At 47.2% G+C, this 26,580-nt stretch carries 24 protein-coding genes; 16 read left to right on the forward strand and 8 right to left on the reverse strand.

What is annotated here, in order from left to right; genetic code table 11:
• Positions 1-143: 143 nt before the first annotated feature.
• A complete protein-coding gene (gene fabV, locus MHH93_RS13675; protein ID WP_500054456.1) occupies positions 144-1,337 on the reverse strand; it encodes an enoyl-ACP reductase FabV in 1,194 nt (397 codons plus the stop codon).
• A 203-nt stretch (positions 1,338-1,540) separates the two neighbouring features.
• Here fabV and MHH93_RS13680 point away from each other — a divergent pair, with 203 nt between their 5' ends.
• Entirely contained in the window at positions 1,541-2,821 is a 1,281-nt protein-coding gene (locus tag MHH93_RS13680) for an XRE family transcriptional regulator (RefSeq protein ID WP_500054457.1), read from the forward strand.
• A gap of 109 nt (positions 2,822-2,930) precedes the next feature.
• On the opposite strand, the gene MHH93_RS13685 is transcribed toward MHH93_RS13680, so the two are convergent.
• Positions 2,931-3,671, reverse strand: a complete 741-nt coding sequence (locus MHH93_RS13685) for a MerR family transcriptional regulator (RefSeq protein ID WP_500054458.1) — start codon at positions 3,669-3,671, stop codon at positions 2,931-2,933.
• An 86-nt stretch (positions 3,672-3,757) separates the two neighbouring features.
• Between MHH93_RS13685 and MHH93_RS13690 the strand changes: the two genes are divergently transcribed.
• The 3 genes from MHH93_RS13690 (at position 3,758) to MHH93_RS13700 (ending at position 6,087) form a co-directional block, all read left to right on the forward strand.
• Positions 3,758-4,459, forward strand: coding sequence for a CPBP family intramembrane glutamic endopeptidase (locus MHH93_RS13690; protein WP_500054459.1), 702 nt, complete (start codon positions 3,758-3,760; stop codon positions 4,457-4,459).
• 291 nt (positions 4,460-4,750) lie between these two features.
• The gene (locus tag MHH93_RS13695) at positions 4,751-5,167 is read left to right on the forward strand and encodes a hypothetical protein (RefSeq protein WP_500054460.1); all 417 of its coding nucleotides are present in this window, start codon (positions 4,751-4,753) and stop codon (positions 5,165-5,167) included.
• A gap of 125 nt (positions 5,168-5,292) precedes the next feature.
• Positions 5,293-6,087, forward strand: a complete 795-nt coding sequence (locus MHH93_RS13700) for a hypothetical protein (RefSeq protein WP_500054461.1) — start codon at positions 5,293-5,295, stop codon at positions 6,085-6,087.
• 100 nt (positions 6,088-6,187) lie between these two features.
• Here MHH93_RS13700 and MHH93_RS13705 read toward each other — a convergent pair whose 3' ends face one another.
• Both MHH93_RS13705 and MHH93_RS13710 read right to left on the reverse strand, forming a co-directional pair.
• On the reverse strand, positions 6,188-7,003 hold the full coding sequence (locus MHH93_RS13705; protein ID WP_500054462.1) for a class I SAM-dependent methyltransferase: 816 nt from the start codon (positions 7,001-7,003) through the stop codon (positions 6,188-6,190).
• 73 nt (positions 7,004-7,076) lie between these two features.
• A complete protein-coding gene (locus MHH93_RS13710) occupies positions 7,077-8,018 on the reverse strand; it encodes a helix-turn-helix transcriptional regulator (protein ID WP_500054463.1) in 942 nt (313 codons plus the stop codon).
• Positions 8,019-8,326: 308 nt separating this feature from the next.
• Here MHH93_RS13710 and MHH93_RS13715 point away from each other — a divergent pair, with 308 nt between their 5' ends.
• Positions 8,327-9,760 carry a glycoside hydrolase family 1 protein gene (locus tag MHH93_RS13715; RefSeq protein WP_500054464.1) on the forward strand — a complete coding sequence of 478 codons (1,434 nt, stop codon included), beginning with the start codon at positions 8,327-8,329 and terminating at the stop codon, positions 9,758-9,760.
• Positions 9,761-9,918: 158 nt separating this feature from the next.
• Here the strand turns inward: MHH93_RS13715 and MHH93_RS13720 are convergent, their stop codons facing one another.
• Positions 9,919-10,584 carry a phosphatase PAP2 family protein gene (locus tag MHH93_RS13720; protein ID WP_500054465.1) on the reverse strand — a complete coding sequence of 222 codons (666 nt, stop codon included), beginning with the start codon at positions 10,582-10,584 and terminating at the stop codon, positions 9,919-9,921.
• Between the two features lie 173 nt (positions 10,585-10,757).
• On the opposite strand from MHH93_RS13720, the gene MHH93_RS13725 reads away from it, so the two are divergent.
• Positions 10,758-11,336 (forward strand): hypothetical protein, encoded by a 579-nt coding sequence (locus MHH93_RS13725; RefSeq protein WP_500054466.1) that lies wholly within the window; start codon positions 10,758-10,760, stop codon positions 11,334-11,336.
• Positions 11,337-11,526: 190 nt separating this feature from the next.
• Here MHH93_RS13725 and MHH93_RS13730 read toward each other — a convergent pair whose 3' ends face one another.
• Both MHH93_RS13730 and MHH93_RS13735 read right to left on the reverse strand, forming a co-directional pair.
• The gene (locus tag MHH93_RS13730) at positions 11,527-12,312 is read right to left on the reverse strand and encodes an AraC family transcriptional regulator (protein WP_500054467.1); all 786 of its coding nucleotides are present in this window, start codon (positions 12,310-12,312) and stop codon (positions 11,527-11,529) included.
• Between the two features lie 19 nt (positions 12,313-12,331).
• Positions 12,332-12,913: a LysE family translocator gene (locus MHH93_RS13735; RefSeq protein WP_500054468.1), complete on the reverse strand. Its 582-nt coding sequence runs from the start codon at positions 12,911-12,913 to the stop codon at positions 12,332-12,334.
• A gap of 206 nt (positions 12,914-13,119) precedes the next feature.
• On the opposite strand from MHH93_RS13735, the gene MHH93_RS13740 reads away from it, so the two are divergent.
• From MHH93_RS13740 to mmsB, 6 genes are all read left to right on the forward strand, one after another.
• Positions 13,120-14,127, forward strand: a complete 1,008-nt coding sequence (locus MHH93_RS13740) for a substrate-binding domain-containing protein (protein WP_500054469.1) — start codon at positions 13,120-13,122, stop codon at positions 14,125-14,127.
• Between the two features lie 91 nt (positions 14,128-14,218).
• Complete coding sequence (locus MHH93_RS13745) at positions 14,219-16,087, forward strand: cache domain-containing sensor histidine kinase (RefSeq protein WP_500054713.1); 1,869 nt, start codon at positions 14,219-14,221, stop codon at positions 16,085-16,087.
• 56 nt (positions 16,088-16,143) lie between these two features.
• Positions 16,144-17,400, forward strand: coding sequence for a response regulator (locus tag MHH93_RS13750; RefSeq protein ID WP_500054714.1), 1,257 nt, complete (start codon positions 16,144-16,146; stop codon positions 17,398-17,400).
• 310 nt (positions 17,401-17,710) lie between these two features.
• A complete protein-coding gene (gene chvE, locus MHH93_RS13755; protein ID WP_500054470.1) occupies positions 17,711-18,796 on the forward strand; it encodes a multiple monosaccharide ABC transporter substrate-binding protein in 1,086 nt (361 codons plus the stop codon).
• Between the two features lie 21 nt (positions 18,797-18,817).
• Complete coding sequence (gene mmsA / locus MHH93_RS13760) at positions 18,818-20,368, forward strand: multiple monosaccharide ABC transporter ATP-binding protein (protein WP_500054471.1); 1,551 nt, start codon at positions 18,818-18,820, stop codon at positions 20,366-20,368.
• Positions 20,352-21,515: a multiple monosaccharide ABC transporter permease gene (mmsB, locus tag MHH93_RS13765; RefSeq protein ID WP_500054472.1), complete on the forward strand. Its 1,164-nt coding sequence runs from the start codon at positions 20,352-20,354 to the stop codon at positions 21,513-21,515. Before mmsA ends, mmsB begins: the two co-directional genes overlap by 17 nt.
• A 75-nt stretch (positions 21,516-21,590) precedes the next feature.
• Here mmsB and mgtE read toward each other — a convergent pair whose 3' ends face one another.
• Positions 21,591-22,961, reverse strand: coding sequence for a magnesium transporter (gene mgtE / locus MHH93_RS13770; protein WP_500054473.1), 1,371 nt, complete (start codon positions 22,959-22,961; stop codon positions 21,591-21,593).
• 190 nt (positions 22,962-23,151) lie between these two features.
• Here mgtE and MHH93_RS13775 point away from each other — a divergent pair, with 190 nt between their 5' ends.
• The 4 genes from MHH93_RS13775 to MHH93_RS13790 all read left to right on the forward strand — a co-directional run bounded on the left by MHH93_RS13775 (position 23,152) and on the right by MHH93_RS13790 (position 26,570).
• The gene (locus MHH93_RS13775) at positions 23,152-23,856 is read left to right on the forward strand and encodes a DNA alkylation repair protein (RefSeq protein ID WP_500054474.1); all 705 of its coding nucleotides are present in this window, start codon (positions 23,152-23,154) and stop codon (positions 23,854-23,856) included.
• 44 nt (positions 23,857-23,900) lie between these two features.
• Positions 23,901-24,455, forward strand: coding sequence for a methylated-DNA--[protein]-cysteine S-methyltransferase (locus MHH93_RS13780; RefSeq protein WP_500054475.1), 555 nt, complete (start codon positions 23,901-23,903; stop codon positions 24,453-24,455).
• 219 nt (positions 24,456-24,674) lie between these two features.
• Positions 24,675-25,901: an amidohydrolase gene (locus tag MHH93_RS13785; protein WP_500054715.1), complete on the forward strand. Its 1,227-nt coding sequence runs from the start codon at positions 24,675-24,677 to the stop codon at positions 25,899-25,901.
• 219 nt (positions 25,902-26,120) lie between these two features.
• On the forward strand, positions 26,121-26,570 hold the full coding sequence (locus MHH93_RS13790; protein WP_500054476.1) for a GNAT family N-acetyltransferase: 450 nt from the start codon (positions 26,121-26,123) through the stop codon (positions 26,568-26,570).
• Positions 26,571-26,580: the final 10 nt, after the last annotated feature.

The following is a 26,580-nucleotide window of genomic DNA, read 5'->3' on the forward strand; positions in this document are numbered from 1 at the left end:
CGCAAAGAAGTAGTAAGAAGCATAAAAAAGGACAAAAAAGGGGAGCCAATTGGCTCCTCCTTCATTGATTTTAATATCACATCTTTAGCATGAGATCAGAAGTGCTAATGAAAACCTAAGTTTAGGTCCACGCCAAAAATTCTTTAGTTTACCAGATGGGGCACTTCAACGTTTGGATCAACGTCTGCTTCATAATCCACGCCATCGGTCTCAAAACCAAACAGCTGGAAGAATTCGCGACGGTAACCTTCCAGATCGGACAGATCGTAAATATTTTCTGTGGTCAACTCATTCCAGAGTTTCGCGACTTCTTCCTGAACGTCAGCTCTCATCTCCCAATCGTCAATGCGAATGCGACCTTCGGCATCGGTTGGAACTTCTCCACCAGCATACAGGCGATCAGCAAACAGACGTTGCAATTGCTCGATGCATCCCTCGTGCAAGCCCTTTTCTTTCATGACTTTGTACAAAGCAGAGATGTACAGTGGCACCACTGGAATCGCGGAGCTGGATTGAGTCACGAGCGCTTTGGCTACAGTTACGTAAGCACGTCCACCTTTGGCACTTAAACGATCATTCAGCTTGTGTGCCGTGGCTTCCAGATGATTCTTGGCCTGACCGATGGAACCATCACGATAGATGGCATGGGTAAGTTCAGGTCCGATGTAGGAGAAAGCAATCGTTGTTGCATCATCCGCAAGTACGCCGCCTTGTTGCAGGGCATCCATCCACAGTTCCCAATCGTCTCCACCCATAACGGTTACCGTCTGACTAATTTCTTCTTCAGTTGCTGGCTCCAGAGTAACGGAGCTAATCTCACCAGTGTGGAAGTTTACCGTTTTGTTCGTGTAAGATTGTCCAATAGGCTTCAACACAGAGTTGTAGACTTCGCCCGTGTTTGGATCAATACGTCGTGCGGACGCAACGCTGTAAACAACCAGATCCACTTGACCGAGTTCACTGCGAATCAGTTCAACGGCTTTGTCTCGTGTTTCGTTTGCGAATGCATCACCTGTGATGCTGTACGATTTCAGGCCTGCTTCTTCAGCGGCTTTCTCAAATGCAGCGGAGTTGTACCAGCCTGCTGAAGCTGTGCGTTTTTCTGTAGAACTGCTCGGACGGTAAATGCCGACCGTATTTGCCCCTGCTCCAAAAGCAGAGACAACGCGTGACGCCAAGCCGTATCCGGTGGAAGCACCAATCACGAGTACATTACGCGGTCCTTTTAACTCCGGTTGGGATTTCACATAATCAATCTGTTCCTGTACTTGCGCAGCGCAACCTACAGGATGGGAAGTGGTACAAATAAAACCACGTGTTCTTGGTTTAATAATCATTTATTTGCATCCTTTCATATTCAGCTCATGTTTCAGCATTTCGATCAAATGCTCGTATACATACCTCCTTATTGTAAAACAATTACCTCGGAAACGGAAACCGTTTCGTTTGATTTCGCCGGAAGAATGGTGTTATATCTTCAATTTTGCGATGATGTGAATAGAATGTACTCGCTTGTTACGATAGAAAGGACAGGGATACCATGCTGAAAGAACGTATTGAGTTGCTAAGCAAAAGGAAACAAATCTCCCGTAAAGACCTTGTGGAAGGTCTGGTCACGCAGGCCCATTTTGCCAATATCCTGGCGGAACGTTATCCGCTCCCTGAGGACTTGGCAGAAGCGATCGCCGGGCGACTTGGAGTATCTTCTTCCTATATTTTAAAGGCTGCGGCTCAGGACGAGGAAACACTCGAACGGGCAGAGGTTATTTTCGAAAAAATGTCCGTTCCGGCTTCGGCGATATCTGAAGATACGGTGCATGCGCTGGCAGATCGGGATGACACGCTGACTGTTGAACTGACAACGGCCTTGATGAAGGCGGTCTATTACCAGCAATTAAACGATGCCACGGCTCATGAGTATATACATACGTCCTACCTTAATTTTTACCTGGAGAAATACGGTCGTCCAGACGATATTGATCTGCCGCGTCCGTTAGTCAAGGCATTTTTATTCTATAAAATACAATATTATCGCTCCAAAATGGCCTTTGTAGATGTATTAACTCATGCAACCCGACTCAGTGAGCTGGCGCTTCCTGGCAGTGAATTCTGGCTGTCTGTGCAAAATATCAAGATGGAAGCCTACATCCAGGTTAAACAGTACGAAGAGGCAAAACAGGTATTTGAGCTTACAATGCGTCATGTCTATGATCAGCGGATGTTCCATCGGTTGTCCGGGTTATATGTGGCATATAGTGGCTATTGCTTCGCGATGGGGCTGGTTCAGGAGGCACTCTCGGCATTAACCATGGCGGAAGCTAACCTCGTGTATGCGGGCAATCAGGGAGATCTGGTAACGGCGATTGCCAACAATCGCATTGTCATGTTAACAATGACAGGTGATCTGGATCAGGCACAGGTGGAGATTGAACGATTCGAGTCACTGCTGCAGCAGGAGCCGGAAGAAACACAGCTCGCGATGCAGCCGCTCATGAGTGTGTACCGATGCGAAGTGGCTCTGGCGCGGAAGAACTGGGGCGTGCTTGCGCAGAGTGTAGATCAACTCTTGAAATGTGCAACAACACAGGATCAACAGATGAGCGCAACCTTCTACCAGAGCCAGCTGTCTCTTGCACACGGGGATCGGGAAGTTTTCATGGAGCGGGCGCTTGCATGTCTGCCTTATTTTGAATCCGCGCAGCATGTCGTGCGGCTTGAACCGTTATATGAGGGGATAGCTGTAGTATCCGAGGATCAGCGGAAATACAAGGAAGCGGCCATGTATTATCGGAAACTGGTATATTTGTTACGCAAAAAATAGAGCGGTAGAATGATATCATCCGTTTGGAAAAGATGGATCACTACGAGTCCCTTATAAGGATATTCCCTGGATACAGCCGGCTGACAAGTCGGCTTTCTTTCTCATTCCACTATAATTTTGATTCCATTTCAAGAGCATAAGCTGTACTAAGCTCCACAAAGTTCAGGACTTCGTCAGATACGGGATATAGTCCTGACTCTGTAGCAGGAAGCTTCCTCACTTCCCAAAACTTCTCGATCAACGTCTCATCGCCATTAAAAGTATCGTGAGACAACTTCATTAATTCAGAGGCAATGTTATAGCCTTCATCCGATTGGGGAGGAACAGATCGTTGTATGCACCACTCAACCCGGCGTATCAAGGAGACATATTGCTGAGTAATCTTATCATTATTATTAAGTTTCGGTAATGCTTTCTGTAGAAAGGCAGCTTCTTCGGTATTGAAGTAATCCATCCACTGTTTAGAAACGGGTTGTACGTTTTGGACCAGATGCGAAACCCGATCCCAGGAAAGTATACCTTCCAGATCAATCATGTTGATCAAAGACGTAGTATTTTCAATACTGCCCTGAATTGAAGTTAATTGCTCCTGAAGATGATTATGATGAGCGATCAGAATATGACGAAAAGATAGCTTGTTCATTACAGTTTGTATGTCTTCAAGCGATAATGATAGTGATTTGAGCAACGTGATTTTTTCAAGCGTGAATAAGTCTTCCTCTGAATAATAACGGCGACCGTTGTCTTCCTTATGACTCGGTTGTAGTAGACCGATCTGATCATAATAACGTAGTGTTCTCACGGAGATATCTCTCTGTTTGGATACTTGTCCTGTTGTCCATCTCTGCATGTTTTTTCCTCCCAAAAAGTGCTTGCAGGTGACGTTACGTCACCTAATATCATTATAATATATAACAGAGGATTGAGGGATCGAGAATGACTAGAGCGGTAATGTGGAAAAAGACGGATCAGTGGACATGGCGTGAGTTAATAGTATTGCTAACGCTGGAATTTGTATTTGTAATGTTCGTGATTAAATACCCGATACAGTCCGGATATGAGGAGTGGTTGGATAATACCCTTTATTCTGGAACACTCACAGGGCTTACGATCGCAATTACACTGTTGACGGGACTGTATTTGGTTGCTTTGGGACCGAAGAAGCTGTCGTGGAGAGAGGTGGGCGTGAAGGGAGTCCCCTTAAGGGATTGGTGGAGAATTGTACTTTGGCTTCTGATTCTCATCATTTTAAGTGTGATGGCAGTATATCTCACCAGTTTTTTTGGAAATACGGTAGACAACAGCAAAACAGAGAGTCTGCAGCAAAATGTCACTCTTTTTACTATCGCTCTCGGTATCGTTTCGGCTGGATTTGTGTCACCTCTCTATGAGGAGATCTTTTACCGAGGGTTCATATATCGCTGGCTACGGACTCGTATCAGAATGAGATGGGCGATTGTGATTAGTGCTCTAATCTTTACTCTTGCTCACTTTCCAACGATTAATGCCATGCCCGTAAATTTTATTAGTGGCGTTGTGTTTGCATGGACGTATGAACGGACAGGATCGGTCGTGCCAGGCATGATTGTTCACGGTGCGTTTAATACGATTGCCGTAGTATTAACCGCAATGAGTTAGAATGATGATTATAATATGGACACACATTCAAAAATGAGTATATTAAATATGATTTGGTGCAATGCCAACGCATCTGGTACAAAAAATGGTCGCTAATCGTAAAATGAAGATCGCATTAGCAGATCTTTTTTTGCGAAATGGGTTTCAATCCTTACCATAGAAACGATGATCCGGTAATTTAATTGCCGGATTTTTTCGTTTTTTTGTATGGCGCCAGAAGGGTATTCAAAGACAAGCCGCGGTGTTTATAATTTAACTATAGACAAAAACAAAACAAATGAGGTGCTTAATATGGGATGGTTCGGTAAAAAGAACAAGCAGGAAGATGCGATTGCTAAAGCGGATAAAATGATGAATAAAGGACTCACTGGCATGATGATGAAAGGCTTTGTATCGAAGGAACATCGGGAGGCAATCAACCAGAGTCTAGATTCGGCAAAACAGGCACAATTGGCCGCGAGTGGTTCGCTACCATTAACGGCAACAGCAACGGTGGTGACAATCACCGATACAGGCAAACTGATCAACTTTGATCCGATTGTTGTGCTTGTCTTGGATGTGACGGAGACAACCGGTAACCAGTATCAGCGAACCTTGGAGACACTGGTGTCCAAAATGCAGATTCCACGAGTTGGAGATCGGGTGGGATTGGGTCAGAATCCAGCGAATCCGTCTGAACTGATCTACATGGGACTAGTGTCCATCTAGAAGGTCTTCGCTTATAAGACTGTGATACTCCAGGTATGTAATACGTATAACAACGATTAATAGATACATTATACTAAAGGTATGGATAGAGAGAGTAAGAGAAGGGTTAAGAGAGGGTGGGACATATGTTAGGTTTCCTGAGATTCATTGGTGTATTAACGGTATTCGGAGTGGGTTTCTCCCCGTTTCTTGCACAGCAACTGTGGAATGATCCATTTATCATCATGCAGGCATGGTGGTATAAACCGGCGATCTTTGCCGGGTTCGCACTGATTTTTGTTCCTGCGATTTTGAGCAGTATTTTCGGCGTGGGTCGAGTTAAGACGGGATTACCGGCAGTAGGGATCATTAAGAGCATACAGCAGACAGGCACGTATATTAATGAACAACCTGAGGTTCGATTGGGTCTGACGGTGTCGCGGAAGGGGCGAGAGAAATACGATACCGAGATGAAAACCGTCATTCCACTGACCTCCATGGCACAGTTTCAGCCGGGAAGTTTCATTCCGTTAGTGGTTTCTGTGAAGGATGAGCGCAAGGTAGGACTTGATATGAAAGGGCAATTATCACAGGAGGATATGCAGCAATTGCTGGATGAAAAGATGGTACAACAAGGGGTATCCCCTGAGATGATGGATATTGCAAGAACAGGCGAAAAAGCGATGGCCAAGATTCTCGATGTCACTCCACTTGGGAATGGAGGCAGTAATAAGATCAAGCTCCAGCTCAAACTCAGCATAACAAAGACGAACGGTGAAACCTTCAACGTGACAACGCAAAAAGAAATTCTGTCATCTGCGCTGCCAGAAGTGCAGCAAGGTCATATCATTAACGTCATTTATTCAAAGCAGGATCCGACGAAATTAGTCTTGGCATTGAATGTAGAAGAACGACAGTTAAGTGACTTGTTCTCTTCGTGAGGATATAGATAATAAGGAGGTCGTACATGTCATGTTAATGACATGTACGACCTCCTTATTACATTTGGTATGTACAATAGATGCAAGCAACGTACTGTTTTCAGACAATACCAAGGCGCATGCGATAAGAAAAGAGTACTTTTCTTGATTGTCCGTCAAATACACGATTAGCCAGCGCTCTGAACTCGTCGGCAACAGTTAATAGCTCATCCGCTCCGAGTTTCAACGCCGTTTGCAAGCCGCCTTGGCTCAAGGCCAGATTCACGTATCGGTCTGCATCAAAGGTCTCGTGGTGATGAAACACGATTTCCCGCACATATCGGAACAGACCGGACTCTTGAATTTGCTGCAAATGCCCATCCTTGCTCCATTTGTGTGCCTGGCTATCCTGAGGAGCCAGACTGGCTGCTCGTTGATCTGCTTCCTTATTCAGCTTCAGATAAGCTTGTTCTAACTGCCAGTCTAACATTGGCGGCCAGTCGCAATCATAGGCAGCAAATATGCCCCCGGTGCGAAGAACACGTGCGAACTCGCGTAGCGTGGGTTGCGGCTCCATCCAGTGAAATGATTGGGAGCAGGTTAACACATCCACACTTCCATCTGGTAGTCCGAGGTCGTGGGACAATCCGGACACAAAACGCAGGTTATCCGGCTTCCCGGCAGATTCCCACTTGGATTCTGCTACAGACCTCATATCATCACTGGGTTCGAAGGCGATGATGCGTTCTGCCTCATTAAGCCAGATCCACGAGGATAAACCGGTGCCACAGCCAACATCTGCGACCATACGCGGTGTGCTGCCAAGATATGTCGTTAGAATATCCACCACTTCAGTGGGAGCAGCTGGCCGATTTTGATCGTATAATGTACCGAAACCTTTGAAACGTTCCACATTGTTGCGTCTAATGTCTTGCATGGATAAACCTCCTTCGGTCAGATGGATGACAGAGAGTCAGCTGTGCTCAAAAGTTGTATAGGCCTATATTATATCATTCATTGTCGGGTTGTTTGTTCATGACGTTCTGCAAATGTTCAACAGCTTTGATATGACGCCTGAGCAATTCCTGTCCAACATGAGCAGGCTCGATCACGGTCAGCTCGGAACCAAACGATAGCAGGAAGGAGTAGAGCCATTCCCCTACATTCAGTTCGAGAGACACACGGAGCCTGCCATCAGGCTCTTTTTTAATGAGGGACGGTTCGAAAAAATCATGTACTCGGTATGCAATGGTGCTGGAGAATGAGAGTGTCAGAGGAGTCAGGGTTGAGGCAGCTTCTGATTCAGGATGGGTTGATTTTGCTGTGATAGGGTGATTCTGTTTTCTCGCCAGAAAACTCAACTGGGTGATCCGTTTCATCTTGAATGTCTCGAATTCTCTCCGGTCGGGATCATCATGGATATATCCTTTGAAGTACCATGTACTGTTTTTAAATATAAGCTTCCGTGGCTCCACGGTCGGAATACTCTTCTCGCCATCCGAATTAATGTAGTGAAACGTAATCAGCTGATTCGTTAATATGGCTTGTTTCACCTGATTGAACAGTTCTCTCTCTTGCAGGGGGATGCTGCCCCAGGGTGAGAAATTGAATTCGATCCAGTCCAGCTTATGATCAAACAAGGCGGTTAACCGTTGCAGCATATGGGCACTGTTAAGGTGGGGGATCGCACTGACGCTATAGAGTCCCATCAGAATTTCGTTCTGGTCTTCTTCCGACAACAGGGACTTGTCCATGACATAGTTGTCCATCAGATGAATGCCGCCATGCTTGCCGGTCGTCGTATAGACGGGGATGCCCGCAGCGCTCAGCCGATCAATATCACGGTACACCGTGCGTACAGAAATCTCGAACAAACGGGCGAGTTCGGGTGCAGTGGCTTTCTTCTTCTCCAATAACAAAAGCAACATTCGAAATAGTCGGTTATTTTCCATGCTCTGATTATACCATGACAATAGGTGTCAGGGTATGGGTGGTACACTGGTTACATAGTCTTACGAAGACATTTTGAATCAGTCTTATAATTTGTTCTTCATTTATTGCGAAGTAGTGAAGGGGACGATATCGATTCTGACGAAACGAAGTGTTCGCCTTTATCATCGGATTTTTCCATTTAGAAATAAGAATAAAAGAAATCCGAGGATAACAGCGATCAGAAGAACGATTCGTGACCGGAACGGCTACTCGCATAATATCAAGCATTTTATATCGAAATGAGTTAAATATGAAGGAGGAACTGATCATGACAATGAAAGAAGGATTTTACTGGGGTGGCGCAACGGCTGCCAATCAATTCGAGGGTGGATGGAACCAAGGTGGCAAGGGGCCAAGCACGTCTGACATGATGACAGGGGGAACCCACACGATTCCACGCCGGATTACGCCTGTATTGGAAGAGGGCACGTATTATCCGAGCCATGAAGCGGTTGATTTTTACGGACATTACAAAGAAGATATTGCCATGATGGCAGAAATGGGCTTCAAAATGTTCCGCATGTCCATCAACTGGTCCCGCATCTATCCGAACGGTTACGAACTGGAGCCAAACGAAGAGGGATTGCAATTCTACGATAATGTCTTTGCCGAGTTGAAAAAGTACAATATTGAGCCGCTCGTAACGATCTCCCATTACGAAACGCCATTCGGTCTGACACAGAAGTATAACGGCTGGGCTTCCCGTGAAGTCATCGACTGTTATATCCGTTATTGTACAACTCTCTTCAACCGTTACAAAGATCAAGTGAAATACTGGCTGACATTTAACGAGATCAACTGTCTGACGATGCCGATGGGTGCTTATATGGCTGCAGGTATTCTGTTTGAAGGCAAAGAGACACTGGTCGATGGAGTGGATGATCCACAGACTCGATTCCAGGCACTGCATCACCAATTTGTTGCAAGTGCCAAAGCGGTAAAACTGGGACATGAGATCAACCCCGAGTTCAAAATTGGCTGTATGGTTGCGTTCATGACAACTTATCCAAATACATGTAACCCGGACGATATGCTGCTTGCACAGAAGAAAGACCAACTGTCCAACATGATCTGTGGTGATGTACAGGTTCGCGGAGCGTATCCTGGATTCGCTAAACGTTTCTTCGCCGAAGAGGGTATTAAAATCGAGATGCAACCGGGAGACGAACAGACCCTGCGTGAAGGTTGTGTAGACTTCTATTCCTTCAGTTATTACATGTCTCTTGTTGAAAGTGCGGACGAGTCCCTCGAGAGAGCAGAAGGTAATCTGCTTGGCGGTATCAAAAATCCATATCTTGAAGCCTCCGATTGGGGTTGGCAGATCGATCCAAAAGGATTGCGTTACACGCTAAATCATCTGTATGATCGTTATCAGATTCCATTGATGGTGGTTGAGAACGGTCTTGGTGCTGTTGATGTGATAGAGGAAGATGGCTCCATTCAGGATGACTATCGCATTGATTATCTGAAAGGTCACATTGAACAAATGAAAGAAGCCGTGGCTGATGGTGTAGACCTCATTGCCTACACGATGTGGGGATGTATCGACCTGGTTAGTGCATCCACTGGAGAGATGAAGAAGCGTTATGGCTTCATTCATGTCAACAAGGACAACGACGGTAACGGAGACTTGAGCAGAACACCGAAGAAGAGCTTCCACTGGTATAAAAAAGTCATCGAATCCAATGGTGAAGAACTATAATTTGATGTGAAAAAAATCCGCCTCTTCCCTTCAATGGGACAAGCGGGGCCATATCGTCCTGAATGAGTTCAGGACTTCTATATATCAATATAAAAAATACCCGGCGATCCTTCAGTTAAGGAAAGCCGGGTATTTCTATGTGCATGCGCTTTTGAAGATTATGCCAGCCTTCTGCTTTGCAGTTGGGACATGCGCTCCAAATGCCGCCGGTAAAACCATATGCATGTGGAGAGCCAGCATCCACTTAAGAAGTATCCGCCAACAATATCACTTGGATAATGTACACCCAAGTAGATACGACTTATACCAATGGTCAGTATAAAGACGGCGCTGGCAATGATCATCAGCACACGTCCGATGACGGTGGGTACATGTTTCCAGATGAGAAAGGCCAGTCCGCCATACAGGCTAAATGCGGCCATGGAATGCCCACTGGGAAAGCTATAGCCACTCACTTCAATGATCCGGTTAATGGTAGGTCTAGCACGTTGGAATACCAGCTTGAGCAATGCATTTAACAGGGTTGAACCGGCGAGCACACAGGCCAGGAAAAGTAGTTCGCGTTTGTGTCGCAGGCAGACGTATAACACAATCATGGCAATGATTGTAATGATGACCACGGGCATTTCACTACCGATCCAAGTGAAAAACTGCATGAATTGCGTCATGCCGGGGGATTCCAATCCCTGAATCCAGTCAATTAACGTATCATCAAATCGATGAATCTGGTTGTCACTAATGGACAGGGCGATGCTTATAAAGGCGATCATGCATAACGCTGCAACGAGCAGCGGGAATGAGATGTTCTTTTTCAGATAGTGCATCAAATGTTGAGTTCCTCCGTGATGTGGGATTTCGTATGTTCGTCCTTGCGTATATCGGACATAAACATATTTGTAGTATGCTATAATTTTACAATAAATATTGTAGCAATAAAAATATGTAACCTTTACAGGGGTTGTTCAAGCAAGAGAATCTAGAAGGGGGAAGGGCGGAAATGAAACAACGGTTGGTGATGTGCATGTTGGTTTTACTGTTGGTTACGTCCGGGTTAGCTCTATTTCCTGGAGAGAAAGTGTATGCTTGCAGTTGTGTGGAGAGTGATGTTCAAGAGAGATTGAAGACAAACGCAACTGTATTTATAGGAGAAGTGGTGAAGAAAGGCCATTCTCAACAATCGAAGAATGACGGTATGTTAAGAAAGTATACCTTTGATGTAGATACGGCATGGAAGGGAGTTGATGCCAAAAAGATGAAAATCCTCGCGAGTGACGGTGGGTCTGAATCATGTGGTATTCAATTCGAAAAGAATCAGTCCTACCTGATCTATGCTTATCAATATGAACTGGATCATAAGCTGCATACGAATCTGTGCAGTCGCAATGTTCCAATTGAACAGGCCGGAGATGATCTCAAATTGCTGGGCGCAGGCAAGGCTGTAAGTAAAGAAGATTTTGGAGAAACCAATGATGGTGGTGGGCGAAGTGGACCTTTCGATCTCATCTTATATGGTGCAGTCATTTTATTAGCAGCATTGGCAGTTGTATGGTTTTGGAGACGAAAGAAAAGAATTTGATTGCCCAAGGACGGAAAGAACCTGAAGAAGCGAAGCGTTTGCCTAAAAGTTTTCTGAAAGAAAGCTGCATCGAAAGCATACGCTATCCTCGGATTTTCCCTTTATACAAAGGGATCAAAAAAAATCTGGGGATAACAGCGATCAGAAGATTATTCTGTCATCGGAGTGGCCAGTGTAAATATTCTATAGTTCAATTTTTAAAGTTCAACTGCAACATGTATTCATAGGCTGTGACACCAAATACCCGTTTGAAATGCCTATTCAGATGGGTCAGATCGACAAATCCACACTCGGCAACAGCAGCGTAGACGTCCTTCTGCATTTCGATGGATTGACGGGCACGCTCCACCTTGCAGTTTAAGAAAAACTGGTAGGGGGAAATACCTGCTTGAGCCTTGAATTCACGGATAAACTGAAACTTGGACATGCCAAATTCGGCGCTCAGGTCGTCCAGCTTGAGCACATCTTCGGTGCTGCAAAACATCATTTCCTTGGCTTTTCGCACCAGACTGTCCTGAGGCACCCAGAGCTTGGGATGCATCTCCTTCTGAGCCAGAAGGTGAACGAGATCGAAGACCCGTTCGCTGCACTCGGCTTCGTCCTGTCTGTGCTGAACGGCATCGTTCAGCATCAGGATCTTCCGCGCAAGCTCGGGATCATAGACGATGGGACTTCCAAAGCGCAATTCCTTTTTGCCTATAATCTCCTCTACCAAATCCGGCTTCAGATACAGCATCACATAATCGATGCCTTCTCTATCATAGGAGCTACCATCATGGGACTGCTCACGATTGAACAACATGACACCATTCTGGTGAGATGCCTGATATTGTCCGTCCAGGTTGTATTGCTGAATGCCGCGCAGGGTTACACCAACTGCATACTCTTCGTGGCAATGTTTTTTGTATGCAAAATCAGTAAAGCTGGCGGATAGTGCCAGCACGTCTTGAGACTTTTTATAGTTAAACCGTTCCATGCAGCACACCTCCCAAGCTTTAGATCAATCCGGATACTATAATGGCTGAGTATAACAAAAAAAGGGCCATGAGAATACTCAGTAATTTTTGGTGCCGATTCAGCAGCGTTCTGAAAACCGTGCCAAACACAACCCAACTGGAATAGGCCAGAAAACCAATGAAGGTAATGAGCAACACGAACAGAAACGATGAGAAGGAACTTTGATAAAAGGGCAATACATAACTTGGAATGACCGTGAACGTAAACAAGACCACCTTTGGATTCACAAACTGCATGATGAAACCGTTCCAGAATCCGGTCACTTGTTTTGGGGCATCCTCGGTGGTACCCATCTTGTAGATCTGGTACGCCAGATACACCATGTACAGACCGCCGACAATCTGCATCACCTTCAGGATACCTGGCAATACGCCGGTAAGAAGGTGATTAAGAAACGCGGATGCGGTAAGCAACAGACCAAATGCCAGTGTAGCTCCCCAGACATAACGCATTGTTTTTCGTGCGCCAACGATCTGTGTAGAAGAAAGAATTACGATATTGCTGGGGCCGGGGGTGAATGTAACAACGATGCAGTAGATTAAAAAAGATGCAAGATTCATAATGATGATGCTCTCCTCTGGTTGTGGTCTAGTTCCATGATCATACGTCCAGAGGGAGAAACCATATAGTACATTATTGCAGCAGATACACCGTTAGCAGCAGGAGCTTTCTTTTAAAAGATAAGGGGTAGTTTTCTTTTTGGATGATTGCGTTTACAATTTAGACGATGTAGAAGGTGATCAGACTACTTGAGGAAGTGAACGGAATGAAAAAAATGCTGCTGGTATACATTCTACTAATCTCAGCCTTTGCGTTGTATGTGTTGAGATTCGAATACAACAGTCAGGTAAACAGTTCATGGGAGGACCGGGGGCTACGTGGTGATATCGGGGAGACGTATATCATGATTACATTCCAGTCCGGGCTGGAGTATTGGAAGAGCCCGCTCAAAGGCTTCGAAGATGCCGGGGATGCCCTGGGCGTGACCGTAGAATATCGCGGTGCTACCCGGTATGATGCGAAGGAGCAGACCATGGTAATTGAGCAGGCCATCGCTCGTAAACCGGCGGGCATTGCCATATCTGCGATCGATCCGCAATCGCTAGTTCCAGCGATTAACAAGGCAATCGACGCAGATATCCCTGTTGTATTATTTGACGCGGATGCGCCTGATAGCCAGGCCTATTCTTTTCTTGGGACAGACAATTACAAGTCGGGTGTAATGGCTGCCGATAAAATGGCTGAACTGCTGGGTCGTGAGGGAGAGGTCGCGGTTGTAACCCTGCCAGGACAACAAAATCATGAAGAGCGGACAAAGGGCTTCCGCGATACGATCAAGGCGAGATACCCTTCCATGCAGGTCGTTGAAGTTGCAGATGGTCACGGTGATGCGATGGTATCCAGAGACAAAACCCTGAGAATGATGAAGGAACATCCAGAGCTGGCGGGTATTTTTGTAACTGAAGCCACCGGAGGAGCAGGAGTGGGGGAAGCTGTTCAGACTTCGGGGGACAGACATCCATTGCAGATTATTTCGTTTGATACGAATAAGGATACATTGGACATGATCAAGAACGGTACAATCTCAGCTACGATTGCACAGGGAACCTGGAATATGGGATATTGGTCACTTCAATATTTGTTTCATCTGCATCACCAATTAACGGTTCCTGCCCCTTCCTCATCCGGTGAGAATGCACCACTTCCCGTGATGGTAGACACAGGGATTTCTGTGGTCACGCGCTCAGATGTGGATGATTACTATGCCAAATAACAACGGAGACTTCAAGAGTCCAAGGTCTTGGAGCATAAGAGCGATCCGTTTAACCTTCAGGAATGGGATTCGGCGTTTACGCTTGCGTAATATGCCCCTTCGCTACCAGCTGATGCTGCTTTTTCTGTTATTCGCTATTGTACCTTCCGTAGGACTAGGGCTGCTTGTGAACTGGACGGTGGAGCGGGTAGTTGAACGACAGGTTGAAGGCCATACCATGCAACTGATTGGCAAAGTGAATGAAGCGTTGAACAGCAAAATGGAGAATTTGCAAAACATGACCTATTTGATTGCATTTGACCCGGATATTGCTGCTTTTATGGACGGTAACATGCCACCGAATGATGCTGCAGGCATTGAACCAATGAACATGGACACCCCTGCCGAAACGGAGCAAAACCGGTTATATGGCATCAAGCAAACTTTGCAGGGATTCACAACGTTGTATCCTGAAATCGCCGGGATTGTTCTCGTCAATGGAAGTGGTGACTATATTAGCAACGAGATGTATCCCCGAGCGGAGCAGAGCCTGACCCAGGAAAATTGGTATCAACAAGCGGCGGCCAATCCGGGCATATTTATGGTATTGGGCCAGCCCAAAAAGCGTAATCTCACGACACATGTACGGTACAAGGATGATGAGATTGTATCGGTAGCGCGTTCCATTACGGATGAAGCGTCGGGACGTATACGAGGCGTTATTATGATTGATCTGAAACTAAGGTCCGTTTCTCAGGCTGCCCGTAATGTAACCCTGGGGAAGTCCGGTTATGTGATGGTGACGGACGCAGAGGGTCAAAGTGTATACAAGCCCGAGCATCCGCTAATCGAACACATTCCCACAGACTGGTTCCCCTCCGGTGAGAGTGGAACGTTTACCGCCGAAACAGAGGGTGGAACGTTATTATTCATGTATCAGTCGTCTACTTTTACGGGTTGGAGAACAGTAGGGGTATTTCCCACAAGAGACTCGATATCCGAAGTACGCCAGATCCAGTTTTACGTGGTTAGCTTTGTTTTTGTCGTGTGTTTATTCGGCCTGAGTGCCTCTTTATGGTTCTCGCGTTCCATTGCTCAGCCCATTTTCCGGCTCATGTCCTATATGCGCAGGGCGGAGACCGGTAATCTCAGACCAGGCCGGTGGAGCGATCGGGCGGATGAGATTGGTATGCTTGGCAACAGTTACAACCGAATGCTGGCACAGATTCGACAACTGATATCATTAAATGAATTGCGGGAGCGGCAGAAGCGTGATGCTGAAATGCGAAGTTTGCAGGAGCATATCAAACCACACTTTTTGTACAATACCCTGGATACGATTCATTGGATGGCACGCAAAGAGGGTGCAGAAGATGTGTCCGGCATGGTTGGCGCGCTGTCTCGATTATTTCGCATAGGGCTTAGTAAAGGACAGGATTACATTCCGCTGCACTCCGAGCTTGAACATATGACCAGCTATATGCAAATTCAGCAGACACGATATCGAGATCGTCTTCAGTATACATTGAATATTCCAGCAGAATTGCGGGACCTTTTCGTGTTAAAGCTGTTGCTTCAGCCCCTGGTAGAGAATGCAATCTATCATGGCATCAAGGGCAGGCGCGGGCCGGGACACATTCGGGTGGAGGCCAAAGTAGAAAATAATAGATTACTGCTGACCGTGCAGGATGATGGAGCGGGGATGTCCAACGAACGACTTGCCGAGATGCGGCATCTGCTCGAAGCTCCTATGGCAAGTTTGGAAGCGTCTTCGCCTGGGATAACAGGCAAAAGTTATGGAATGTTGAACGTGCAGGCCCGTCTACGGCTGTCCTTTGGAGAGGAGTACGGTATTGTGCTGGAGAGCCAGGAAGGCGAAGGAACTCGGGTGACCATCATTCATCCGTTGATGCGAGAGCTCCCACCAATCCAGCAAATCCATAACGAAGAGAGGCAGGAGAACGTATGGGAAAATTCATGAAATCGACCGTGGCAACTTCCACTGAAACAGATGAGACAATCGCATCAATCACGATCATGGAGAATACGCCGGATAGCCAAGTGGTGAAGAAATACCGGGTGCTCATCGCTGATGATGAACCGATCATTCGTGAGGGAATTCGGGATGCCATTGACTGGACAACGCTCGGGATGGAGGTTGTAGGTGAAGCGGAAGATGGAGAGGAAGCGCTGGAACGGGCTGCTGACCTGGATGTAGATATTGTTCTCGTTGATATGAATATGCCATTTTTGAACGGAATTGGACTCATTCGTGCCCTTCAGCAGAAGTGTCCAGGCTGTCGTTACCTGATCATCTCGGGACATGATGAATTTGCATATGCGCAGGAGGCGGTTCGTCTTGGCGTAGAGGATTACATCTTAAAGCCTGTGCAAGCAGAACAATTATATGCGGCACTTGAGCGATTGTATCAGCGACTTACTGAGGAGCACCAGAGGACGGCATATGTACAACAGGCAGCCCATCAGATTGAACGTAATATCCCGCTGCTTCGCCAGCGTTTTATGCTGGAGTGGATGGAAGGCCAGGCAGAAGGGAAGGATCTGACGGAGCAGCTTGTGTTTTTGCGTCTACCCGCCGTCCCACCTGTACAGATTGGGATCGTGCGCTGGCCTGCTGCCGAAGCACGTCAGACGATACTGAGAGAGAATGATCGTCAGCTGTTTCTGTTTGCAGTGGAAAATATAATGAGTGAACTGCTGGCAGACCTGCCGCATGTTCTGTTCCGGGACGTAAGCGGGTTGATCGGCATGTGTCTGTGGCAGGAAGCTCCCGAAGAGATAGAGTCCCTTCTGGAAAAGCAGATCAGCTCTTGCCTGAATATTGCCATTCATGCTCATGTGGAGACACATACAGGGACATTGGAAGAAACGCCGGATACGTACCGTCATTGCCGTGAACAGGTCTACGAAGAAGTGCAGTTGTCCCCTCTCGTTCGCCGGGCAAGACAACTTATTCACGAAGAGTATGCCGAGCGGGAGCTGACATTGGAATCGCTCGCTTTACGTCTACAAGTATCTGCCGTATACCTTAGCCGTGTGCTGAAGAAAGAGCTGAATGATTCCTTCGTCACACTTGTCACGCATGCCCGCATTCGCAAGGCTGTACAATTATTAGACTCAACAACGCTGCCAATTCACACCATAGCTGAGCGTGTAGGTTATGATACCCAGCATTATTTTAGCACCGCGTTCAAAAAAACAATGGGGATTTCGCCTGCGCAGTATCGAAAGAATGGAGGGACAGCTGATCGTCCTTCAGCGAATCGAATATAGGTACACTTGTTCACTAATACGTGATGTTGATGAATGAGAAGGACATGCTCTACTTCGTGTGAAGCGAAGTGGAGCATGTCCTTTTTTTGGCTCTAAAACGACCCTTCGTCGACTGTGCTCGCAACTCACGTTTCCATCAAAAGTTAAATTTTTATAAAAAAGGTTCAAAACGTGCAAAGACCTTACGGCTTCTCGAATGCTACCATTGGTCTCAGACAGGAACAGCAAGAACAGGATGCACTTCATGCAATGTAAGCGTTATCTTATGGCTCATTCAGAACCGTATGACGTGAGGAAAGGGGAACTTCATATGAAAAAAGGAGCAATGCTCATCTGGCTTCTGGTGATGACCTTGATGCTCTCGGCCTGCAATCTGGCAGAGAGTGGCCCAGGCAGCAAGGAAAAGGGATATGTCGGTATATCGATGCCGACCAAATCATCAGAGCGATGGGTGGGAGACGGGGAGAACATGGTCCGTCTGTTTCAGGAGCAGGGGTACAAAACCGATCTTCAGTATGCTGAGGATGTGGTCGAGAATCAGATTTCACAGATTGAGAACATGATCACCAAAGGTGTGGATGTGATGGTGATTGCATCCGTGGATGGCAACACACTAACGGATGTCATCAAGAAGGCGCATGACGAAGGGATCCAAGTGATCTCCTATGATCGGCTCATTCGCAATACACCTTACTTGACCTATTACGCCACGTTCGACAATTTCAAAGTGGGTGTGCTTCAAGCCTCCTACATCGAACAAAAACTTGGACTTAAGGATGGAAAAGGACCGTATAACATTGAGTTGTTTGGCGGCTCCCCAGACGATAATAATGCCTATTTCTTCTTCGATGGCGCGATGTCTGTGCTTAAGCCGTACATTGAATCCGGCAAACTGGTGGTACGCAGCAAGCAGATGACGATGTCTCAGATTGCGACCTTGCGCTGGGACGGGGCATTGGCTCAGTCACGGATGGATAACCTGCTGAGTGCCTATTACTCAGGTGATCATCTGGATGCCGTGTTATCTCCGTATGATGGAATCAGTATTGGTATCATCTCATCCTTGAAAGGGATCGGTTACGGTACTTCGAACAAACCGCTGCCCGTTATTACAGGACAGGATGCCGAACTTGCCTCGATCAAGTCGATTGTGGCCGGGGAACAGACGCAGACTGTGTTCAAGGATACGCGGAAGCTAGCCGAGAAGACGGTGGAGATGGCCAATAGTATCTTGCAAGGGAACCAGGCGGAAGTTAATGATGAAAAATCATATAACAACGGGATTAAGGTTGTTCCGGCGTATCTCCTGGATCCTATCTCCGTGGATCGTACCAATGTGGAACAGGATATCGTGGGTACCCAGTATTACACAAAGGAAGAAATCGGACTGAAATAATAAATGAAAGGAGCACATCCCATGGCCGGAATCATTCTGGAAATGAAGAACATCACCAAAACCTTTCCAGGCGTCAAAGCGCTGGAAAATGTCAATCTGAAGGTCCGTGAAGGCGAGATTCATTCCATATGTGGTGAAAATGGTGCAGGTAAATCTACGTTGATGAAGGTGTTGAGTGGTGTATATCCACATGGCACGTATGAAGGCGACATTTTATTTCAGGGCAAGAAATGTGAGTTCAAGGATATCAAGCAGAGCGAGGATCTGGGAATCGTTATTATCCATCAGGAGTTGGCCCTGATTCCCTACCTTTCGATCGCAGAGAATATTTATTTGGGCAATGAGCGTGCGAACAGAGGAGTCGTCGACTGGAAGGAAACTTTTGTAGGTACACGGGAACTGCTCTCGAAGGTGGGATTGAGCGAAAACCCGAACACTTTGGTATCCAGCATCGGGGTAGGTAAGCAGCAACTGGTCGAAATTGCGAAAGCGCTCTCCAAAAAGGTACGGCTGCTCATCCTGGATGAGCCAACCGCTGCGCTGAATGAGGATGATAGTGAAAATCTGCTGCAATTGATGCTGGAATTCAAGAAGCAGGGGATCGCCTGTATCCTGATCTCGCACAAGCTGAATGAGGTATCCAAGGTGTCTGATTCTGTGACCATTTTACGGGACGGCAAGACGATTGAGACGTTGGATATGAAGAAAGAGAAGGTGACGGAGGACCGGATTATTAGCGGGATGGTAGGACGTGATCTCACCAGCCGTTACCCGGAGCGTCATGCCACCATAGGTGAAATTATCCTTGAGGTGAAGGACTGGACGGTATATCACGAACATCATGCCGAGCGGAAAGTACTGGATCAGATCCATATGAATATCCGACGTGGTGAGATTGTCGGGATTGCCGGGCTGATGGGCGCTGGGCGTACGGAGCTGGCCATGAGTATCTTTGGCAAATCCTATGGCCGGAATATTACGGGACAGCTCATCAAGAATGGTAAACCCATTCAAAACAATACGGTCACGGAGGCCATTCAGAATGGATTCGCTTATGTGACAGAGGACCGCAAGGAATACGGACTCATTCTGATGGATGATATCAAGCGCAACATCTCCTTAACGGGTCTCGGCAAGCTAACGAGAAACGCGGTAGTGAACGAGCGCGAAGAAGTGCTGGTCGCGGAAAAGATGAAGAAAAGCATGAACATCAAAGCCCCAAGTATTTTGCAGAAGACTGGCAATCTGAGTGGTGGTAACCAGCAAAAAGTAGTGCTGAGTAAGTGGATTTTTGCCGGACCGGATATTCTTATCCTGGATGAACCTACCCGCGGTATTGATGTGGGAGCGAAATTCGAAATCTATACGATCATTCATAGGCTTGCTGCTGAAGGCAAGGGCGTGCTGGTAATCTCATCCGAGCTTCCGGAGGTTCTTGGCTTGTGTGACCGGATCTATGTAATGAATGCCGGACGAATCACCGGTGAAGTCAGCCGGGAGCAAGCATCGCAGGAAACATTGATGAGATATATGACCAAGTCTGGAGGCGGCAAGCATGGAAATGATAACTAAACTGTTCAAAAATAATATCCGTCAATACGGCATGATTATTGCCTTGGTAGTAATTATGCTCTTGTTCGAGGTACTGACAGGCGGGCTGTTGCTCAAGCCGATTAATATTACGAATCTGATCTTGCAGAACAGCTACATATTGGTGCTGGCCATCGGGATGGTGCTGGTCATCATTACCGGGCATATTGATCTGTCTGTCGGTTCCATTGCAGCCTTTGTTGGTGCGGTTGCCGCGATTATGATGGTGGATTGGCAGCTTCCGGCTTGGCTTGCGGTTATCGCTTCCTTGCTGGTTGGGGCTTTGATCGGTGCATGGCAAGGCTTCTGGATCGCATATGTGCGAATTCCGGCATTTATCGTGACGCTGGCAGGGATGTTGTTGTTCCGAGGGTTGACGATGATCGTGCTGGAGGGGCAGTCTATCTCTCCTTTTCCGGCTGGATTCCAGAAAATAAGCTCGGGCTTCCTGGCGGACATTCAATTCTCAGGCTTTGGTCTGGTATCTATCATTGTTGGCCTTGTGCTCACCGTCTGGTACATCGTTAATGAAGTGCGGGAACGCCGCTCTCAGCGAAAATATGGATTCGAGGTCGTTTCACAGGGACTGTTCCTGCTCAAGCTGATTGTGGTAGCTGTCGTGACGAATCTGTTTACCTTTGTACTCGCAAGTTATGCGGGTATTCCGAATATCCTGGTTCTGCTGTTTATCCTGATCGTGGTGTACTCCTTCGTGATGAATCGTACTGTCATGGGACGTCATGTATATGCACTTGGAGGTAATGAGAAGGCTGCAGGTCTGTCCGGAGTCAAAACGAAAAAGGTAACTTTCTGGGTGTTCGTAAACATGGGTACACTTGCCGCAGTATCCGGGTTGATCTTCGCCGCACGTCTGAATGCGGCTACGCCAAGGGCGGGTACCAACTTCGAGTTGGATGCCATTGCGGCCTGCTTCATCGGTGGTGCTTCCGCTTCAGGCGGTATAGGTACAGTATTTGGTGCCATCATCGGTGGTTTGGTCATGGGTGTGCTGAATAACGGGATGTCCCTGATTGGTCTCGGTATTGACTGGCAGCAGGGGATTAAGGGATTGGTACTGCTGCTGGCTGTAGCGTTTGATATCTATAATAAAAACAAAAGATCGGCGTAGCACGTGATAAACTGAAAAAACAGACCTTGATCTATCTCAGGATCAGGTCTGTTTTGCCGTATGCCCCCCTTTTATTTACAGCAAGGCATCGAGGAAACGTGTGGCGATTCCAAAATAGATAAACAGGGACAAGATATCATTCAATGTGGTGATTAATGGGCCAGAGGCGACAGCAGGGTCGACTTTGAAACGACTAAGCAGAAGCGGTATACAGGTACCGGTCAGTGTACCGATGACGAGAGTAAGGAACAAAGACACCCCAATAATGGCGCCAAGCAGCCAGTCCCCTTGCCAGACATAAGCAATGACGGTGATCAGTAATCCGCATACCAAGCCAATCATTGTGCCTACCTTGATCTCCCGGCCAATCAGTGCGAGTACGGTGGCTTTGTCGAGCTTGCGTCCGATCAGTCCACGTACCACAACAGCCAGAGATTGTGTTCCTGTATTACCCGTCATACCTGCGATCATCGGCATAAAGAATGCCAGTGCGACAACCTGATTCAGTGTATCCTCGAAAAAATCCACGATGCTTCCCGAGATGAGGCCAATCAGCAGCAATAGAATGAGCCAGGGGAGTCTGCGTCTAACCGCAACGAGTGGTTTGGTATCAAAGTCAATATCCTTGCCGCCCCCACCCATCTTGGCCAAATCTTCACTGGCTTCATCCATAATAATATCGATGACATCATCCATTTGAATAATACCGCATAACCTTTGATTCTCATCCACCACCGGAAGCGCCATAAACTCATAGCGTTGCAGAAGCTGTGCTGCTTCTTCCTGGTCCATATCAACGGTTGCGTGGATCACACGCCGGTTCATCAGTTCTTCAACCTGGGTCTTGTCGTCAGCCAAGGCAAGGGATCGATAACTCACGACACCGACCAGTTTACCTTCATTATCGGTCACATAGAGGTAACTGGAGGCGGAGATATGCATTGTGCCTTGCGATTGTCGCAAGGCTTCCTTGGCTGTCTCATGGGCGAGCAGGGTCCGGTACCGATCTGTCATGATGCGTCCAGCCGTCTCCGGCGGATAATTAAGCAGGGACCGGATAATGGCAGAGTGGTCCAGATTCATGGTGGACAGCAATTCTTCTCTGCGTTTGGCAGGCAAATCATGCATGAACCGGATCAGATCACTTTTGTCCATCTGCTGCATGACTTCAAGCGTTCGTTCCGGCCCGAGTCGTTCAAACAGTTGAATCTGTTCGTGCAGCTTCAGGGTCTCGGCGAGATCCGCCAGAGCATCGGGTTTGAACAGGAGCAGAAACCGATTGGTTTCTTCTTCAGGAAACTTTTTATATACGAGTGAGAGGTCGTAGGGATGTAGTTCTTTCACCGATTTATAAAAATCGGGAAGATTCCGGGATTGCACATGTTGCACGAGTTGTTCGGTAATCTCCTCTACGGAGTAATCTTTCTTGGTATGAGGTCCGTTCATATCGACACTCCTTTCTAAACGGTCAGCTCCATATTTTTAAACGAAATGGGTTAGCGGTTAAACAATGAAGGGGAAAAGAGAGTCCCCCAAATGATATTGTAATCTTGCTCAAACATTCGATATGGGCTTACAAACAGCCGCTGCGAGGCTATACTTGTTGTACAGCAACAGACGAGGAGGACATGCGCTAGTGGAAGTAGATATCAGAACACAATTGCTCAGCATGGTTGAGCCGGAGTATCAGAAATTCTCGGCTGCGCTTATTCCCAACATCACGAATGTACTAGGCGTAAGGTTGCCCGCCTTGCGAAAGATTGCCAAGCAGCTTGCTGCGGGGGACTGGCGCACGTATCTGGAGACGGCAGACGATGAATATTTTGAAGAAGTGATGCTGCAAGCCATGGTCATTGGGCATGTTCAGGCTGATCTGGACGAGCTGCTAAAGGCTATTGAAGCATTTGTACCGAAGATTGACAACTGGTCGGTGTGCGACAGCTTCTGTGCGGGACTGAAATATACGAAGGTGCATTCGGAGCCGATGTGGGCATTCTTGCAGCCGTATCTGAAATCAGATCAGGAATATGAGATTCGGTTTGGCGTGGTCATGCTGTTGAATTTTTATCTGGATGAGAGATATATTGATCGGGTTCTGATCGCATTGGATCGGATTCGACACGAAGCTTATTATGTGAAAATGGCGGTTGCGTGGGCCATCTCGATGGCTTATGTGAAACAACCTGAGGTGACTCTGCGTTATCTGAACCATAATACGCTAGACGATTTTACGTATAATAAGGCACTTCAGAAAATCACGGAATCGTATCGGGTTGATCCGGAGAGCAAGCAGATGATCCGCAGTATGAAACGTAAGGTGAAGAAGCAGCTTACCTCCTAGTCCTAGCATGAAGCATTCCACCGGAGAGAGAGGACAATAAACGGATGAGAAAAAAGTTGATGTACACCACGATGCAGTTGGACGGTCTACCATGGGTGCTAATCGCTACGGAACAAGGATTGTGCCGAGTAGTCATGCCTAACGAAACACTGGAAGACTGGAACGGCTGGATACAGAAAGTTGCACCTGGCGTGGAACTGGAAGAGAATGAGCATGCTCTGAAACAAACAGGTATGATGGACTGGTTGCAGTCCTATTTCGCAGGGAAACCAGTGGCGTATACAGATGCCATCCCACTGGACTTGATCGGAACGAACTTTCAGCAGGAGGTATGGAGAGAACTGAGCCGTGTCCCTTATGGTGAAATTCGAACCTATGGCGACATAGCTGCTGCGATTGGAAGACCTTCGGCTGTTCGAGCGGTTGGTGCTGCGAATGGGGCCAATCCGATTCCGGTTCTGTTACCCTGCCACCGTATTATCGGGGCCAATCGCAAGCTGACCGGGTTCCGTGGAGGGTTGGAGATGAAGCGCAGATTGCTGGATATCGAACAGATTGAAGGCGTGACCGATGGAGGGCATGCGCGGTTTCATTTTTAATGGACTGGGCTAATCAAGAAGATGAAGGTGAGTGGACAGAGCAGGTACGTATTGTGCCTGTTTTTTCGCATGTATTAAGGTAGAGTAAAGCAAACGTTACGCATATGGAACACCAACGTTTTATGTATTTTTGCCCGATGAAACGGTATGGTACCATGGATCATAGATTAATCGGTATCCGGGGGACGTAATGCCGGGTAAGAAAAGAGGGATGATATGATGAAGCAGGCTTATTGGTTAACAAACGTGACTGTGGAGCGGGGGTATGTTCGGGAAGAGGAGCAAGTGACAGGGACACGGACAAGTCTTACCCACCTGCGGATTGAAGATGGAGTGATCGCGGAGATTGTGGAAGGAAGCAACCCGCTATCTAGCGATCTACCACAAGTAGATGGCAAGGGACTTCTGCTGTTGCCTTCGTTCGAGGAGGCACATATCCATCTGGACAAAACGTACTACGATGGGCCGTGGACAGCGGTTAAACGGATCTCCAGTATTTTTGATCGCATTGAAGAAGAGAAAATTCTGTTACCCAGGCTGCTACCAGATGCCAAGCGTCAAGCGGAGAGTATTCTGACCTTGATCCAGGGGTATGGCTCCACTCATGTACGTAGTCATTGCAATATCGAACCCGTCAGTGGCTTGAAAAGAATGGAAGCGACACGGCAGGCTTTGGAATCATTTTCGGGTAAAATCTCTTCGGAAATCGTTGCTTTCCCACAGCATGGACTGCTTCGCTCCCATTCAGTGGAGCTTATGGGCCAAGCGATGCAGGAAGGTGCAACGCATGTGGGTGGACTCGATCCTCATACAGTGGACGAAGACATCGAGAAATCACTGAATGCCATGATTGAACTGGCTATTCAGCATCAGGCGGGCATCGATATTCATCTGCATGATGGCGGGCAGGCCGGCAAGCAAACGTTGCTGGAACTTGCGAAACTGACTGAAGCAGCAGGGCTTCAGGGTAAAGTTACGGTAAGTCATGCGTTCTGGTTCGCCCGCGCGGAGCAGCAGGAAGCGGAAGATATGGCGCAGCGAATGGCTTCGCTGGGGATGAGCATTGCTTCCACGGTGCCCATTGGCAGAACGATGATGCCTCTTCCCATGCTTCATCGTATGGGCGTGAACGTGAAGCTGGCGACAGACAGCCTGACGGATCATTGGTCTCCTTTTGGCAATGGAGATCTGCTTGAGAAAGCGGGACGCTTCGCAGAACTGTACGGATATAGTGATGAATTGTCCTTGTCTCAATCTTTGGCGTTCATAACAGGCGGAATCACACCGCTGGATTCACAAGGGGAACACGTATGGCCGAAGGTGGGGGACACAGCGAGTTTTGTATTGGTGCATGCAAGTTGCTCGGCAGAAGCCGTTGCGCGGCGATCTGCGCGGCAGGCCGTATGGTACAAGGGACAATTGGTGAGCGGAACGATATCGAATTAAGGGAAATAGAGCGGGTGCAACCACGGGAAACCGTGGTTTTTTGGCATGGGAAAATAAGAGGAAAGAACTGTTCGCAACTACCACATTTTAGGTTATGATGGACGTAGTTAATGAAGGGGTATGTTGACGCAGGGGCTCTGTTGCTGGATACACAACCTTTGGAGATTATATTGATCAAGAAAATCTAGTGATAAGCTTCAAGGAGAGAGGATGGTAGGTATGGAGCAAGTGAAGTTACAACCTATAACCAAAGATAATGAACTCGAGTGCATCCACCTTAAACCACGGGAAGATCAGCTGGATTTGGTAGCTAGCAATGCGGATTCATTGATTCATGCGACAAAGGAAATTACGTCCAAACCATATGGCATTTTCGCAGAGGATCAGATGGTCGGTTTTATTTTATTTGATAATGAGGTCTACAATGACGGGTATTACTGGATTCTGCGCTTCATGATTGATGAGAAGTATCAGGGGAAGGGCTACGGTAAACTTGCTATTCAAGAAGTGATTCGTATGTTGCAAGATAGAAGTGATTGCCAGCAAATCAGGGTATCCCATGTTCCTCATAACATCGCGGCTAATGCGCTGTATAAGTGTTGCGGATTTCAGGACACGGGTGAATTCGAGGACAACGGGGATATCATTTTAAGTTATCAAGTGAGGTAACAGGGAGGGG

The sequence above is a fragment of the Priestia sp. FSL H7-0729 genome, from assembly GCF_038005685.1.
GTDB lineage: Bacteria > Bacillota > Bacilli > Paenibacillales > Paenibacillaceae > Paenibacillus.